The following is a 14,995-nucleotide window of genomic DNA, read 5'->3' as shown; positions in this document are numbered from 1 at the left end:
CTTCTTCTCTCCATGAACCACCTCCGGTTTCATCTTCCACCTTAACAAGGTGTCATCGAAACCGGCAGCAGCCCAGTTTGAACCCGTTCTATGGGATGCCGTGCCCAAGCTTTCAAAAGCCTTGGGAACCAATGAGGGCTGGGCGCTGATCGCCTTCTTGGAGACACCATCGGGCGCTCTGGGCGGCCTGACACCGCGTCAGGCCATAGAGCAAGGTCATCTGGCACGTGTTGTCGAAGTGGCGGGGGCTGAGGGCCATTGACCCCTCTACGCCCCATGAAACTCGCAGATCCTCAGAACATCCCGCAATTTGACCTTCTGGCACCTCAGCTCCTTTTTCGTGTTCAACACTCCAGCGCCCGTGCGGGCACAGTGAAATTCGGAAAACAACACGAAGCCATCTGGTCATCGACCAAAGCGGCAGTCGCCTGACTCACAGGTTCGCCGTGAGCCTGCGGTCAGTTGCGATTCTGGAAGGCGGTCACGAGCAGCCGCACACCAAAAAAGCCAACCAGCACACTGGCAACCTTGTTCAGCCGTTGTCGCTGGCATGCGTAGGCGTTCTGGATAGGCGTGGCCGCGAAGGCAAAGGCTAAAAAGAGGTGCCACACAAGAGCATTGACCAACACCAGGGCCACGGATGCTGCCAGCAACTCGGCGGACGGATTGGGCGGTAGTGCCGTGGCGAACACGCTGCCAAAGAACAGGGCCGACTTCGGATTGAGGATGTTCGTCAGGAACCCCATGCGAAAGGCAGCTAACGGGCTCACGCGATCAGCCGCACCTGTCGTCGCATCAATCTGCTGGCTACGCCATAGGCGCACGGCCACAAAGAACAGATACAGGCCGCCCGCACACTGCACTAAGACTCGCAAAGTGGGCAGGGCCAAAAAAATGGCTCCGACACTCATGACGGCCAAAGCTGACCATATCCCAGCCACCGTGGTTACGCCGGCTGCAGCGAAGCATGCAGCTTTGCTTTGCCCACTCGCGGCCATGTTCACCACCACGAGGACGTTAGCACCTGGCGTGACGAGAACGATCCAGTGCAGCAATGAGATGGCAAGTAGTGTCGTGAGCATGAGGCGGCCTTTCTTGGCAAGCGAAAGATGCTACCTGGGGAAGACCACCCTGAAACCCACGCGGATGAAACCCGTCGCCCCATCGATCGAATTGGGCGGCAACCTCAATGCAGCGGTTGCGGTCTGCCTATAGCCAGCGTTGCGGCTTCAATTGACCACCAGCCGCCCCTGGGCGCTTCCGCGAGTTCCGCACGAAGGGATCCTGCGACGAGCATTTGTCCTGGTGTCGTCACCCCGCAATGTGCTTGTCGTGGTTTCCGGCCGCACTCAGACCACAGTGCCCGGGTCTGTCGGTGAACGGTACAGCAACAACAATTTCTTAGTTTGAACCCGCCCACTGGCCTTACGACCACCCAGGTACGCATAGTCCTCTCCAGACCCTCATGGGCGAAACCCGCGTCCGCATAAGTCGAGCCAATCAGGTGAACGTTCGAGACTGGGACTGCGCTCACTGTGAGCGCCTTCTTTTCGAGCCTGTCACGCCTACCATCATTACGCAGAAAAAATGGCCCGGGTTTGCGCTTGGCTGGTGAGCGCGACACATCGCAGAGACTGCCGCCAGGGCATTGTTAGGCAGCTTCAACCAAGCCGAGAGAAACCGACAAACGCTGGCGTGAAGGAAACGCTGGCTTCACCGACCGCGTTCAGGATCTCGTCACGCACGGCTTTGCTGGAGCCGCCATACACCTCCGTGCTGCGAATGACACAGTACTTCATTACCTCGGCAATGCTGGGGTCTGACACCTGCCAATGGCGGAGAACTGCGTCGGAGTCTTGGAACAGCTGGAAGCTATAGCAAAGGCCGTTCTCATCGTCGACGTAAGTCTGTACCATCAGTTGGGGAGCGCGCTGATATGCAAACTCGACCGCGTTGACGATGGCTCGCTTGAACTCGGCCACATGTTGCCGGTCAAAGGCCATGATATTGCGCAGAAGGACGGGGCTGGTTTCTCTATCAGTGGTCATTCGAACTTCGACTTCAGGTTGCTTTCGGTTCGCGGCAGCAACCAGCAGGCCACGGCGGCGGTCGTGAAGGCGGCGGCGACTCCCGCTCCCAACGCGGGCCATCCGCCGGCTACGGTGAGGGCGGCTCCGGCGGCTGGACCCGCGACCAGGCCCAGGTTGTTGCCCTGCATCATCATTCCCACGGTCACACCCACTGCGGCGGGATGCGGTGCCTGTGACGGAGCCTCCGCGAAAAGAGCAGGAGGCACGATCCCAGAGACCACTGCAAAGGCTACGACGAGGCCGAAGCGCGATGCGGGGCCGAGCGGTGCTGCCGCCACTACCAGCGCGAGCACGGCGCTGGCACCGAACGTCCAGGCCAGGGCGGAAGAGGGCCGTGCCCCGTGCGCAACCAGCGCCCCGCCCAGCAGGTTGCCCACTGCGCCCGCGCCGATCGCAAACGCAGTGAGCGCGTTCGCCCGAGACGGCGTGGGCGCCAGCCCGTCCTGCAGGACGACCGGCAGCAGCCCGAACAGAGCAAACCAAGCTCCAGAATAGAGCATGAACAACAGCAGCAGGCAGATCGGCCCGCGCGCCAGCAGCGTTTGACGCAGCAAAGCTGCGGTGCTTGCGTTGTCGCGCGCAGGCGCTACGCGGGGGGCGCGCCACGCCACGGCGCTGGCGAAGACCAGGGCGGCGGCGCTGCCCACCCACCACAGCGTGCGCCAGCCGTACAGGAGCAAGCAGGGGGATGCAAACAGGATAAGCGCCATGCCGGCCGGCATGAAGGTGCTCCAGGCACCCAACGGGCCGGCGGCGTGGCGTCCCCGCGCGATGTGTGCAATGAGGGCGGGGGCGGCCACGATCGCACCGAGAAAGCCAATGCCCTCCACGATGCGGCTTGCGATCAGCAGCGCGGGGCCTTGGGCCATGGCGCCAGCCGCCGATGCGATTCCTTGCAGAAGCAGACCGGCGATCAGTGCGCGGCGCGCGCCGAGCCGATCTGCCACCAGTCCGATGGCGATACCGAACACCGCCCCGACGACGCCGAAGGCGGACAGCAGCCACGCGGCTTGCGATAGCGGCATGACCAGCGCTGCCTGCACGGCCTGCAACGCGGCGGGAGCCTTGCCCACCTGCACGGCCGAGACTATGCCGGCCCCGACCAGCAACAAGGTGGCGGGCCATGGAGACGTGGGTAGCGCGCGCGTCATGCCGCTTCCCGGTGGACTCGGCCGAGCAACAAGTCATGCGTGACGCGAGCGACGTGCGCGCCCTGGAAGCGCGCGCCTTCCAGCTCGTTCGGGCTCGGCAGGCGGTTGCCACCCTGGCCATCATCGGCGATCGTCGAAGCGCCGTAGGGGCTTCCGCCGGTCACTTCGTCCATGCGGTTCTGCCCCTTGAATGTGTAGGGGAGGCCGACCACCAGCATGCCCAGGTGCAGCAGCACCACGTGAGTCGTGAGCAGCGTGGCTTCCTGCCCACCGTGCTGCGAGCCGGTGGACGTGAAGACGCTGCCGACTTTGCCAACGAGCGCGTCGCGTGCCCAGAGCCCGCCGGCCTGGTCCAAGAAGTTCTTCAGCTGTGCTGCCATCGTGCCGAAGCGCGTCGGCGTGCCGAACAGGATCGCGTCGTAGTCGGCCAGTTCGTCGACCCGGGCGACCGGTGCGGCCTGTTCCTGTTCGAGCCGATAGCCAGCCCGCTCCGCTACCGATGGGGGCACGAGTTCGGGCACTCGCTTGAGGTCGGCCTGCGCGCCCGCCTCGCGCGCACCGTCGCGCACGGCCTGAGCCAGGGTTTCGACGTGCCCGTACGAGGAGTAGTACAGAACCAGCACACGGGGAAGGATGGGCATCCTGAATTCCTTTCTTTTGAGATGGATGTCCGAATATGGATCCAACGACCGATCAATGAAAGCCACATAATTTCGCTCAAAATGATCTAAGGAATGGATCAATGATCGACGCCTTGACACTGGGTCAATTGCGAACCTTCGTGGCCATCGCCGAAGCTGGCGGCTTTCGCGCCGGCGCTACCCGCTTGCGACGAGCGCAGTCGGCCGTCAGCCACGCGGTGGCGAGCCTGGAGCAGGAACTGGGTATTGCGCTCTTCGACCGCGACGGACGCAGGCCAGTTCTGACGCCTGCCGGGACCGCGCTGCTAGAGGACGCACGCGCGGTGCTGCTGAAAGTGGACACCATGCGCGCTCGCGCCCAGGGCGTGAGCCAGGGCCTGGAGCTGGAGTTACCCGTCATCGTCGACACGTTGTTTCCGCTGCCCCTGGCCTGCGCCGCATTGCAGGCCGTGCACGCGCGGTATCCGAGCGTCCGTGTCCAGCTGCAAGTTGCCCCGCTCGGTGGCCCACTTGAAGCCTTGCTGGAGGGCCGCTGTTCTGTGGCCATCACGGTCGGCAACGACCTGCACGATCCGCGGGTCAAGAAGGAGCCGCTGACGACCGTCCCGATCGTGCCCGTGGTGTCATCCTGCCACCGGCTGGGAGCGTCGCTGCGCGCGCGCAAGCGCCTGAGCGCGGACGATATCGGCGAGCACCTACAGATCGTCCTGATCGATCCTACCCCGCTGTCCGCAGGGCGTGACTTCAATGTGCTGTCGCCCCGGACGTGGCGCGTCGCTACGCAGGAAGCGAAGCAGGCCTTAATTGAGGCGGGCGTGGGCTGGGGCCGCCTGCCCCTATGGACAGTCGAAACCGCGCTGCGCGACGCTCGACTTCTGCGGCTCGCTGCCAGCAACCTCGGCCCCGCCGGGGAAGCCAGTGAACAGGCCTATGTTGCGCATCGGCGCGATCGCGTGCTTGGGCCAGCGGGCAGGGCTTTTCGGGAAGAGGTGCTGTGTCGCGTCTGAAATTCCTCGCTACCTCTGCTCCCGGGGGTACGCTGTGACGATCACGCGCCATGTCATATACGCAGTTCACTGCGCCGTCGATGACTTGAATGTTCTTTATGAAATGCTAGTGCTAATAGGCGCAATTGAAGGGCTGCTTCTGGCCGATAGTACGCATTCGCAAAGACGGAGTGAGTGTCCGCAACCAGCCTGAAGCTGCCACGTCGGAGGTCGGTTCTGCAGCGATTGCTGCCATTCACTGACGCGCTTCCACAGCACGGTGACCAACCCAAAGCGGTCATTGGCCGCGCCTGTACTTTGTTCAATCGGACGGCGGATATCTGGTGGGTAGCTGCCGTTTTCGCCCGGCAGAATCAGGGCAACGCCACAAAGGTCCGGTTTCGACGATCGCGAATAGGTGCCGCCGACCCAAAGCGGGGGTAGCGACTAATCAAATGGCCGTCTGACAGCGGTCATTCAAGCGCGTGTTGATTTCCACGCAGAAGTGCCCCACTAACCCCCAGGATTTCCATCCAAACCTGACCCACGTACTAGCCCTAACCTGCTGCTTTGCTGAACGGCAGGAGACCAGGAGTGATAGACGTGGCAACACTGGGTGTCATCAAGCGCTGGGCCCTGCGAGAGCAGCTGTCCATCAGGGCGATCGCCCGCAGCACGGGCCTCTCGCGCAACACCATCCGCAAGTACCGGCGCGAAGGCGAGGCCGAGCCGCACTACGCCAAGCGGGTCAGTCCTTCCAAGCTCGATCCCTTCGCATCGAAGCTCTCGGGCTGGCTCAACTGGCAGTTTGGGTGGCACGGACTCATTGCGAGCGGGGCGTGAAGGGCACGGGTGTCGCGGGCGGCAGCACCTGCGCCAGGTAGCGGTCCAGGTCGGCCTGCCAGAGCGCGGGGTACTGGTGGATGCCATGCCCGTCTTGCCCCTGCGGCGGCGCATAGTCCACCATGCGGCCTTGCCCGCCTGCGGCGCGAAACGCCTCGAAGCTGGCGCGGCTGCTGGCCAGCGTGTAGTACGAATCATGCTCGCCATACAGCCACAGCGTGGGCCGGGCAAAGGCTGCGCCGCGCAGGAAGCCCGTGCGGTTGACGGCGGCACCGGCCTCCCTGCAGGCCTCGCCCAACCAGCCGCCTACGAAGTTGACGACGCCTAGGAACATGCCAGGCCGCGTGCCCACGTAGGCCACCGAGAGGATGCCCCCACGCGAGACGCCGCCGATCAATAGACGGGTCTTGTCCACGTCGGGGCGCTGCTGCAGGTGCGACATCACCACGTCCAGGTCGGTGATGGCCCTGTCCAGGCCCGGCAAAGAGCGGTCTGGTTGGCATGAGTAGCCGGCCGAGCGGGTGGCGCCAAAGCCCTCGTCGTACAGGCCGTCGGACTTGCCGCGCCCGCGCCGCTGGGGAAACACCACCTGCCAGCCTTTGGAGGTGAAGTACTGCGCCACTTCTGGGCTGGTCCAGGTGAAGGTGAACCACGCGGGCCGGTTGCCAGCGCCGGTGGAGCCGTGGTTGAAGACCACCGTGGGGAGCGGACCCTTGGCATCGAGGGGGCGGTAGACCACTGCCTCCAGCGTCTGGGCGCGACCGTCGTCGCTGACCCAGGGTGTGGGCAGGCGCTGGACGGAGCGGGTGTAGTGCGGCGCGATAGGCAGGTTGCTCAGCACGCCGGCCAGCAGCAGTTGCGTCTCGGGGCGCCAGGCGGCGATCTCCATCTCGCCACTTTCGCCAAGGCCCTCGCGCAGGCGCATCACCAGGCGCGCACCGGTACGCAGCCGCGCTTGCAACTCCCTGCCGACGAAGCTCGCCTCCGTGCGGTCCGTTACCTGTGGCTGCTGTTCGTTCGCCCCGGCGTAGACCACAGTGGCGCCCGTGGCTGTGACCGATTCGACCGCGATGCGGATGTCGCAAGCCCGCGCCATGCAGGCCGAGCCCTGCCACACGCCGCTGAAGCGGGCCTTGCCCGCAGGCAGCGCGGCATTTGGCGGGGTGATGACCACGTCTGGGGGCAGTTGGGCCGCCACCGCGCTCTCCGAAAGGGCTGGGCTCAGGCCTGGCATGTAGGCTGGCCAGGCTGTGGCTGCTGCCGGTGCCGTGGGTGCTGCCAACGCCGGTGTGGGTTGCTGCGCGGTGGCCGGTGCACCCAGCAGCGCCAGCAGCGGCGCACAGAGCAGCAACAGGCCGGCGGTGCGCGCCCGGTATGGCTTGGCTGTGCCGGTCAACAAGGGAGAGGAGCGTGCGGTGCGGGCGGAAGGTGGTGGGCGCATGGAGCCATTTTCCACAGGCTTTCTTAACGCCGGCCAAAGGCGCTTTGGGATGCATGGGCACCGGCAGCCGCAGGTGAAGGTCAATCAGCGAGCGCGAACACCAGCATTACCAGGCATGCATGGCCCATGAGCCGCTGCCGCGTCGCTGGACATGTGCACATGCAAGCGGCCTCGGGAGGCCCGCTTTGTAGATGCCGCGACCGGGAGGAATGGGTCGATAGCTGCCGCTGGATGCCCGTGACTTGATCGGCTGCTACCAGCCTGAAACAGGCCTGCTTGACAGCTAGTATCGTAGCGCGCGACTTCTCAGCCTCAAAAGTATTGAACAAGCCATTCGTACCAAGAGACGTCTGGACTATCCATGCACGATCTTGTGCCGGATCGCATACATCACAAGTTCGGCGTTACTTTCCACGCCGAGCTTGCGAAGAATGCGCGTTCGGCTGGAACTCACCGTCTTCACGCTGATGAACATCTTTTTTCCGATGTCCGTCAAGGAGATGCCTTGGGCAATCATGAGCATGACCTGGTGCTCGCGAGCGGACAGCTTGTGGTGCGGCGGTTGATCGTCGTCTGCACTGGCGGTCTGCAGCAGCAGCCGCTGAGCCGCGATGCTGCTGAGGTAACGCCTACCAGCGGCCACCTCGCGGATGGCGTGGATCAACTCCTCGGCCTCGGCATCCTTGGTGAGATATCCACTGGCGCCCGCGCGCAGCGCTACCACGGCGTACTGCTCGGCCGGGTACATGGACAGCAGTAGCACCGGCATCTTCGGAAACTCTGCGCGAAGCGACGGCATGGCCTCCAATCCGCTGCGTCCTGTCATGCTCACGTCCAGCAAAACGACTTCAAAAGAGGCTCCTCGCAGCTTTGTGAGCATTTCCCCCACATCGCGCGCTTCATCCTCCACGCGCATGTCCGCCTCGTCCGAAAGCAGCTTGCGCAGCCCCGAACGGAAGATGGTGTGGTCATCAACAACGAGAACTCTGATCATGGTGTGACAGGTATTGAAAGGTGAAGGCTCATGCCCGCCCCGGGCGCACACTCAAGGTCCAAGGTGCCACCCAGCTCACGCGCCCGTTCTTTCATGCCAAGCAGGCCTCGTGCATCGCTGCGATGGGGGCCTGGAGCCAGGCCCACGCCATCATCCCGGATCTCCAGCGACAGCTGATTAGGCTCCTCCTGCCGCAAGGACACCCACACCTTGCCGGCATGAGCGTGTTTGGCAATGTTGATCAGTGCCTCCTGGAAGATACGGAACACACTGGTCGCGCGGTCGATCTCCAGCCCCTCTAGCGTGCCCGAGGTATCCCACTGACATTGCAGCGCGTGCCGCGCCGCAAACTGGCGCAGCTCGCGCTGCATGGCCGAAGCCAGCCCCAGGTGGTCAAGCCCGCTGGGCCGCAACTCCTCGGACATCTCCCGCACCGACTGGATGGCTTGGCGCGTCATGTGCATGAGGTCCGCCGCGATCTCCGTGAGCGCAGGATCGTTGACCCGACGCTGCACGCGCTGGGCGTTCATCTTGATAGAGGCCAGCAGCCCGCCCAACACATCGTGCAGCTCACGTGCGAACAGTGCCCGCTGGCGCTCGCGCTCCTGGTTGATGTGCGCAGCCAGCTGCTGCAGATCGTTGCGCGCTTGGCGCAGCTCTTCTTCGCGCAGCGTCTGCTCGGTGACGTCAATGCCCACGCCCATCACTGCAGGTCTGCCCCGGTAGGCCATGCGCGAACCGTGCACCTCCAGCAGCACGATGCGCCCCTGCTTGTGAATAGCAGGGGTGATGTAGCGCACGCTGTCGATCTCGCCTGCGATCCGCTGGTGGTACATCTTTAGTGTGTAGTCGATGGACGATGGCGGGACGAGGTCACGCAGCGACATGCCGACGATCTCGGAACGACTGCGTCCGAAGAACTGGGCCCAGGTCTCGTTCGAGTACACGAAGATTTCATCCTGGATGACATAGATGCCCGTGATCGACTGCTCGACGATGGCCTTGAAGGAAAGGTCTAGGTAGTCATCCACAGTCGGAGTGGGAGGCTGGGGCTGCATGGGTAGGTCGTGGCGGAATCAATACGGGGCAACGGTAGGGGGCGGATCCCCTCGCGTCAAGCGGTGAGCACAGACGTGACATAAGACCCGCAGGTCACGACCAGGTCGCCATGGCGCTCGAAGTAGGCAGACTTGGTCATGGCCTCCTGCGTGAGCGGGTGCAGCCAGCGGTAGCTCACGTGGCCACTGCCCTGGCGCAACGCGTTGGCAACAATCTCGGCCACGAAATGTTTGCCATCCAGATCCTTGAAGTTGCGTCCATCCACCCCGACCAGCCGGGTGTTGGTTCCATGGGCAACACAATGAACGTCAGTGGAATACAACACCAGGTAGAGGTCCCGGTCGATCAGCTCGGTGTTGTGGGGGGTGTTGACCTGGGCAATCAACGCTGCGCCGCCCCGGCTGCGCAGTACGCCAACGGCCCGCTGCACGAGGGCTTTCGCATCATCAGCGCTGGCATGGGCCTGGGTTCCCAAGTCGAATGACGCCACCGACTGGACCAGTTGCAACGCCTGCTGGTGCAGCGCCGCCACCGGCTCGGCGGCATTGCGACTGAGCGACGCGTTCTGGCGGGTGAGCACATCCAGATCCGCGATGGACGCGCCGATGGCATGCATGCCTGCCGTTTGCTGCCGCACCGCCGTGGCCATGGCCTCGATGATGCTCGCCACCTGCTGCACGCCGTCCAGCAGTCCCGCCATGGTCCGGCCTGTCTGTCCGGCCATCTCAGCACCGGCATCCACACTGCGGGCCGACCCTTCGATGAGGGTGCGCACCTCGCGAGAGGCAGCGGCGGAGCGCGTTGCGAGGTTGCGCACTTCGTTGGCCACTACGGCAAACCCCCGCCCCGCATCCCCCGCCCGTGCAGCCTCTACCGCAGCGTTGAGCGCAAGGATGTTGGTCTGAAACGCGATGTTGTCGATCAGGCTGATGATCTCGCCAATCTTGCGCGAGCTGCCTGTGATGCTGCCCATGGTTTCCACCAGCCGCTGGATCACCTGTGCGCCTTGCTTCGCTTGCTCCAGCACGCCGTTGGCGATGTGATGCCCCCGTTGGGCATCGTCGGCATTGGCCTGTAGAGCTGGCGCCAACTGCTCCATAGAGCCGTTGACATCGTCTATCGACGACGCCAACGTGCTCATCATGGCGGCAAAGCGCGTGTGGTCGCTGCCCACGTGGCCCGAAGATGTCGCGATGGCCAATGTGCCTGCATGCACATCGCGCACCACGGCAGCCATGCGTTGCTGAAGCGCGGCCAGGTCCTGAAGCAGCGGTTCGGTACGGTCCGCACCGCGCGGATCTTGCGGCGGTGCCTCCAGCGCGCCCGCCACAAACTGTTGCACCTGCCTGTGCGCCTGCACCAGGCGGCGCGCGTGCCGGGCTGACTGAACGGCCAGCCCAGCGTAGCAACAGCCAGCAAGCACAAGGCAGGCCATGGCCCCCAGCTGCATCTGGCTTGGCGGCGCCATCGCCAACGCAGCAACTCCCCCCACCACGGAGAAAGCCGCAAGCGCATGCGCCACCACACCAGCGCGATCGTTCCAGACTGTGAGCAACCCCATGGAATGTTCCGATCCTTTTCTGGGAACCATGTCTTGGCAGCGTTCTGGCACTCAGAACACGTGCTGCAGGCCTACTTCGTAGCCATTCTTGCGCGTGGGTGCCTTGCTGTCGTGCGCGAAGGTCGTGTATACGCTGGTGCGCTTGGACAGGAAGTGGTGATAGCCCAGCGCCAACTTCTGCGAGGCAACCACATCGGCGCGCTTGTAGTTCCCGAAGCTGGTTCGGAACTGGCCCGTGCCCACAGGAACCACCGATGACAGAGCCCACGTGCGCACGCTGGCATCGGTGTGGTCCGTACCACCCGCCACCATGGCATTGAGCGTGAACGCACCAAAGTCATAACCACCAAACAGCGTGGCGAGCTTGGAACGCCCGTCTGCGGGCTTCTCGTAGCCGAAGCGCAGTTGCCAGGGGCCCGGTGCATAACCCAGTGCAAATGAGTACGGCGTCTTGTGTGGTGTGCCCGACCAGCCGGGATTGGCGCCCTTGGCGGCCACCTGCGCCGTGAACGAGAAGGCACCGGTGTCGTAAGCATAGGTGGCTGCATCGTTGTACCAAAGGTTGCCGATATAGCCTGTACCTGCTGCAAAGCCGTTGGTGGTGTTGTCCCAGAACCAAGGGTCCACCAGGAGCTGCGGCAGCAGCGCCGCCGTCATCTGCCGCCCCAGCGTGAGCGAACCCCAGCCTCCGCGCAGAGCCACAGACGACTCCTGCGTCCAGTAGGTGCCAGCAGGGGAGTTGAGCACCGCGCCAGGTGCGTTGGTCGTACCACTGTCAGCGTTGATCCGGGTCGCCAGCTTGAAGCTGGCCAGCATGCCGCCACCCAGGTCTTCAGTGCCAGCAAACGTGAGGTGGCTCATGGAGCCAGTACCCATGCGCGTCTGTCCGGCCCCAATGTCTTTTCCCACGTTCAGGTCGATGCGCCCCGACAGGGTGATGTTGGACTGCGCGAGAGCCGATGTGCTGGCAAGCAATAGGGCTGCGGCGGACAGTGTGATGCGGGCAATCATGGCGTGTGGTCTCCTTCCCCTAAAGGGATCTGTTGTGGTTCAGTAAAAATGAGGGACAGCCTGCTGCGCCCCACGGGTCGTGGGGCCTCCGGGACCGCTGGCGCAGGAACTCCAGCGCGGGGGTACGGACTCAGGCCAAGGCCGTCAGGGGTTCGTGCGCTGGCGCATGCGCAAATTTCTGGCGCAGGACTTTCTTGTCGAACTTGCCCACACTGGTCTTGTCGATGGCCTCGACAAAATGGATGCGGTCAGGCACTGCATAGCGGGGCATCAGGCCCCGCTCGGCCTGCTCCAGCACCAGGGTGCGCAAGGCCTGCTCGGTGGCAGACGCATTGCCCGGGCGCCGCACCACCACGGCGATGGGCCGCTCGCCCCAGCGCTCGCAGGGCGCGGCCACCACGGCGGCCTCGGCCACGCCCGGGTGGGCGGCCAGGAGCTGCTCCAGGTCGAGCGAAGACACCCACTCACCCCCGGTCTTGATCACGTCCTTGATGCGGTCCACCAGCCGCAGGCAGCCGGTGGCATCGATGCGGCCCATGTCCTGGGTGTGCAGGTAGCCGCCCTGCCACAGGGCCTCGGAGGCCTCGGCATTGCCCCGGTAGCCCTGCGTGAGCCAGGGCGCACGCACCACCACTTCACCCACGGCCTTGCCGTCGCGGGGCAGCGCGTGCAGGGATTCGTCCACCACCCGCAGGTCCACCAGCGGCACGCTCCAGCCGGCGGTCAGGCGGAAGTCGTCGGGCACGTCCAGGCCCGGCTGCGCAGGGCGCTGCGCCAGCGTGAGCAGTGGGCAGGTCTCCGACATGCCGTAGCCCGTGAAGATGTCTATGCCCTGCGCCAGCGCTTCCTGGCACAGGTGGGGTGGCATCACCGAGCCGCCCGAGACAATCTTCCAGCCCTCGAACCGGCGCCCCTTGGCGGCGGCCAGCACCATCTGCAGCACGGTGGGCACGCCGTGCGAAAACGTCACGCCCTCGCGCGCTACCAGGTCCACGATGTGCTCGGGCCGGAAGCGGCCCGGATAGACCTGCTTGACCCCCATCAGCGTGGCCACAAACGGTAGGCCCCAGGCGTGCACATGGAACATCGGCGTGAGCGGCAGGTACACGTCGCCCCGGTGAAAGCGCTGATGCTGCGGGCTGGCCGCCAGGCCCGATGCCGCTGCCAGCGTGTGCAGAACGATCTGGCGGTGGCTGAAGTACACCGCCTTGGGCAGGCCCGTGGTGCCGGTGGTGTAGAACGTGGTGGCCAGCGTGTTTTCGTCGAAGTCACGGAACTCAAAAGCCGTGGGCTGCACGGCCATCAGCGCTTCGTATTCGCCCACCGTTGGCAGCGGCGTTTGTGCGGGTTGCGTATCCTGAAGCAGCACGATGCGCTGGAGTTGCGGCAGGCGCGCGTGGATGACTTCAAGCACCGGCAGGAAGTCGGCATGCACCAGCAGAGTAGTAGCACCACTGTGATCCAAGGCATAGGCGATCTGCTCGTTCGACAGCCGGATGTTCACCATCATCAGCGCGGCGCCCATCATCGGCACAGCGAAGTAGCTCTCCAGATAGCGGTGGCTGTCCCAGTCCATCACAGCCACCACATCACCCGCCCCAACACCCAGCGACTGCAGCATATGGGCCTGCTGCGCAATGCGGCCCGCAAAACCCCGGTAGGTCGTTCGAAACAGATCGCGGTACACGATCTCCTGATCCGGCGCGTTGGCCAGAGGGGTGTGCAGCAGCTGCTTGATGAGCAGCGGGTAGCTGTAAGCGGACGGTGTGCGCTCGATCACGCGGTCTTCGGGGGTTTGCACGCTGGTCTCCTGGCATTCTTGTTTGAGTGCACCGAGCGTAGGCAAAGGGCTGCGGCCTGGATGCCAGAAATTTCTGTACGGCAGGGCAGATAAGTCCATGCCGCGGGGGCCGCCCATGGCGGAAAAGTCTGGCGCGCCGGGCAGACAAATCCCGCAGACGGCCGCCGCCCCTGCACCCAGCATCGCGCACCACAACTCAAGGAGACATTGGTGCAGCATTTTTTCTGGCGCAGGCTGGTCGTTATCGGAGGGCTATGCGGGGCCCTGCCAGCGGGCGCTGCGCCCGTGGCGGAGCTGGTGGTGGGGCAATCGCTGCCCCTGTCGGGTGAGCAGGCGGCGCTGGGGCGACAACTGCGGCTGGGAGCAGACCTGTGGTTCGCCCATGTCAACGCCACGGGTGGCATCCAGGGCACGACCATCCGCCATGTGGTGCTGGACGACGCCTTCGACCCCGCCAGCGTGGTGCGCAACACGCGCCAGTTGGTGCAGCAGGAGCAGGTGTCCGTGCTGATGGGCTACCCGCAGGCGCAAGGCGTGCGCGCCTTGCTAACGCAAAAGCTGCTGGCGGTGTCGGGTGTGCCACTGCTGGGGCCCGCCACGGGGGCCGGGTGGCTGCGTGAGCCAGTGCACCCCCAGGTGTTCCCTGTGCGCACCGGCCAGACGGGCGAGGCCGAACACCTGGCCGGGCACCTTGCCACGCTGGGGGCACGCCGCATCGCCATGGTGCACGCGGCAGACGAAGACGGCCTCGGTGCCGTTGACGCCTTGCGCGCGGCGCTTACCCGCAAGGGACTCACCCTGACAGGAGCCGCCACACTCGGCCCGGAAGGACCCGACGCCGCTGTGACTGCCCTGCGGGTGTTGCGGCCCGAGGCCATCGTGCTCATGGCTCCCACACGCCACGTCGCCGCATTCGCCAAAGCGTACCGAGGCACGGGCGAGACGGCACAACTGCTGAGCTTTGCGCGGGCCGACCACCAGGAAGTGCTGGCCCAAGTCGGCTCCACGGTGGCGCGGGGGATGGGCTTCACGCAGGTTGTGCCTTATCCCTACGGAGGTGCCCGGCCGCTGGTGCGCGAATACCGGGCGCTGCTGACCACCTACGGGCCCATGGACGCCGCCCCTAGCTACGCGGGCTTCGAGGCGTTCATCGCCGCCAAGGTGCTGGTGGAGGCCCTGCGGCGCGCAGGTGGCACGACCTGGACGCCAGGCCGCGTGGCCACTGCACTGGAGCAACTGGGCACTCTGGACCTGGGCGGTTTCGTGGTGCGCTATGGCCGGGGCGAGCGCCAGGGCGCGCGCTATGTGGATTTCACCGTGCTGGGCAGCGAGGGGCAGCTGCTGCGCTGACACCATGGGGGCATCGGATGCCCTGCGGAAAAACCAATAGCAATAAATCGAATACAGAAAAGCGCCA

General features: G+C 64.7%; 13 protein-coding genes and 1 pseudogene. 4 read left to right on the top strand and 10 right to left on the bottom strand.

The features are described from left to right. Window positions 1-276: 276 nt before the first annotated feature. The gene (locus ACT531_RS20435; RefSeq protein ID WP_476018608.1) at window positions 277-432 is read left to right on the top strand and encodes a hypothetical protein; all 156 of its coding nucleotides are present in this window, start codon (window positions 277-279) and stop codon (window positions 430-432) included. A gap of 26 nt (window positions 433-458) precedes the next feature. On the opposite strand, the gene ACT531_RS20430 is transcribed toward ACT531_RS20435, so the two are convergent. The 4 genes from ACT531_RS20430 to wrbA all read right to left on the bottom strand — a co-directional run bounded on the left by ACT531_RS20430 (window position 459) and on the right by wrbA (window position 3,882). After that, on the bottom strand, window positions 459-1,082 hold the full coding sequence (locus tag ACT531_RS20430; RefSeq protein ID WP_476018607.1) for a LysE family translocator: 624 nt from the start codon (window positions 1,080-1,082) through the stop codon (window positions 459-461). 579 nt (window positions 1,083-1,661) lie between these two features. Continuing rightward, window positions 1,662-2,048, bottom strand: a complete 387-nt coding sequence (locus ACT531_RS20425) for a hypothetical protein (RefSeq protein WP_476018606.1) — start codon at window positions 2,046-2,048, stop codon at window positions 1,662-1,664. Then, window positions 2,045-3,202, bottom strand: coding sequence for an MFS transporter (locus tag ACT531_RS20420; protein ID WP_476018605.1), 1,158 nt, complete (start codon window positions 3,200-3,202; stop codon window positions 2,045-2,047). Before ACT531_RS20420 ends, ACT531_RS20425 begins: the two co-directional genes overlap by 4 nt. A gap of 35 nt (window positions 3,203-3,237) precedes the next feature. Next, on the bottom strand, window positions 3,238-3,882 hold the full coding sequence (gene wrbA, locus ACT531_RS20415; RefSeq protein WP_476018604.1) for an NAD(P)H:quinone oxidoreductase: 645 nt from the start codon (window positions 3,880-3,882) through the stop codon (window positions 3,238-3,240). A 101-nt stretch (window positions 3,883-3,983) separates the two neighbouring features. Between wrbA and ACT531_RS20410 the strand changes: the two genes are divergently transcribed. Further along, the gene (locus ACT531_RS20410; RefSeq protein WP_476018603.1) at window positions 3,984-4,889 is read left to right on the top strand and encodes a LysR family transcriptional regulator; all 906 of its coding nucleotides are present in this window, start codon (window positions 3,984-3,986) and stop codon (window positions 4,887-4,889) included. A 573-nt stretch (window positions 4,890-5,462) separates the two neighbouring features. Beyond that, a pseudogene (locus ACT531_RS20405) lies at window positions 5,463-5,666 on the top strand (IS21 family transposase); the annotation flags it as partial. A gap of 25 nt (window positions 5,667-5,691) precedes the next feature. On the opposite strand, the gene ACT531_RS20400 reads toward ACT531_RS20405, so the two are convergent. From ACT531_RS20400 to ACT531_RS20375, 6 genes are all read right to left on the bottom strand, one after another. Then, window positions 5,692-7,152, bottom strand: coding sequence for an alpha/beta hydrolase family protein (locus ACT531_RS20400; protein WP_476018602.1), 1,461 nt, complete (start codon window positions 7,150-7,152; stop codon window positions 5,692-5,694). A gap of 355 nt (window positions 7,153-7,507) precedes the next feature. Continuing rightward, the gene (locus ACT531_RS20395; protein WP_436077679.1) at window positions 7,508-8,146 is read right to left on the bottom strand and encodes a response regulator; all 639 of its coding nucleotides are present in this window, start codon (window positions 8,144-8,146) and stop codon (window positions 7,508-7,510) included. Continuing rightward, window positions 8,143-9,204, bottom strand: coding sequence for a PAS domain-containing sensor histidine kinase (locus tag ACT531_RS20390; RefSeq protein ID WP_476018601.1), 1,062 nt, complete (start codon window positions 9,202-9,204; stop codon window positions 8,143-8,145). Before ACT531_RS20390 ends, ACT531_RS20395 begins: the two co-directional genes overlap by 4 nt. A gap of 56 nt (window positions 9,205-9,260) precedes the next feature. After that, window positions 9,261-10,766 (bottom strand): methyl-accepting chemotaxis protein, encoded by a 1,506-nt coding sequence (locus ACT531_RS20385; RefSeq protein WP_476018600.1) that lies wholly within the window; start codon window positions 10,764-10,766, stop codon window positions 9,261-9,263. A 51-nt stretch (window positions 10,767-10,817) separates the two neighbouring features. Next, window positions 10,818-11,777 (bottom strand): porin, encoded by a 960-nt coding sequence (locus tag ACT531_RS20380; protein ID WP_476018599.1) that lies wholly within the window; start codon window positions 11,775-11,777, stop codon window positions 10,818-10,820. Window positions 11,778-11,907: 130 nt separating this feature from the next. Further along, complete coding sequence (locus ACT531_RS20375) at window positions 11,908-13,578, bottom strand: long-chain-fatty-acid--CoA ligase (RefSeq protein WP_476018598.1); 1,671 nt, start codon at window positions 13,576-13,578, stop codon at window positions 11,908-11,910. 210 nt (window positions 13,579-13,788) lie between these two features. On the opposite strand from ACT531_RS20375, the gene ACT531_RS20370 reads away from it, so the two are divergent. After that, window positions 13,789-14,928 carry an ABC transporter substrate-binding protein gene (locus ACT531_RS20370; RefSeq protein ID WP_476018597.1) on the top strand — a complete coding sequence of 380 codons (1,140 nt, stop codon included), beginning with the start codon at window positions 13,789-13,791 and terminating at the stop codon, window positions 14,926-14,928. The last annotated feature ends 67 nt before the right edge of the window (window positions 14,929-14,995 follow it).

The sequence above is a fragment of the Acidovorax sp. DMC1 genome (assembly GCF_056314325.1).
This window is presented reverse-complemented; position numbering and strand designations above follow the sequence as displayed.

Bases quoted from the DNA above. Each gene is read 5' to 3' on its own strand.
- ACT531_RS20390 (WP_476018601.1), bottom strand. From the start codon at position 9,204: ATGCAGCCCCAGCCTCCCACTCCGACTGTGGATGACTACCTAGACCTT.
- ACT531_RS20395 (WP_436077679.1), bottom strand. From the start codon at position 8,146: ATGATCAGAGTTCTCGTTGTTGATGACCACACCATCTTCCGTTCGGGG.
- ACT531_RS20380 (WP_476018599.1), bottom strand. From the start codon at position 11,777: ATGATTGCCCGCATCACACTGTCCGCCGCAGCCCTATTGCTTGCCAGC.
- ACT531_RS20435 (WP_476018608.1), top strand. From the start codon at position 277: ATGAAACTCGCAGATCCTCAGAACATCCCGCAATTTGACCTTCTGGCA.
- wrbA (WP_476018604.1), bottom strand. From the start codon at position 3,882: ATGCCCATCCTTCCCCGTGTGCTGGTTCTGTACTACTCCTCGTACGGG.
- ACT531_RS20430 (WP_476018607.1), bottom strand. From the start codon at position 1,082: ATGCTCACGACACTACTTGCCATCTCATTGCTGCACTGGATCGTTCTC.
- ACT531_RS20425 (WP_476018606.1), bottom strand. From the start codon at position 2,048: ATGACCACTGATAGAGAAACCAGCCCCGTCCTTCTGCGCAATATCATG.
- ACT531_RS20385 (WP_476018600.1), bottom strand. From the start codon at position 10,766: ATGGGGTTGCTCACAGTCTGGAACGATCGCGCTGGTGTGGTGGCGCAT.
- ACT531_RS20400 (WP_476018602.1), bottom strand. From the start codon at position 7,152: ATGCGCCCACCACCTTCCGCCCGCACCGCACGCTCCTCTCCCTTGTTG.
- ACT531_RS20410 (WP_476018603.1), top strand. From the start codon at position 3,984: ATGATCGACGCCTTGACACTGGGTCAATTGCGAACCTTCGTGGCCATC.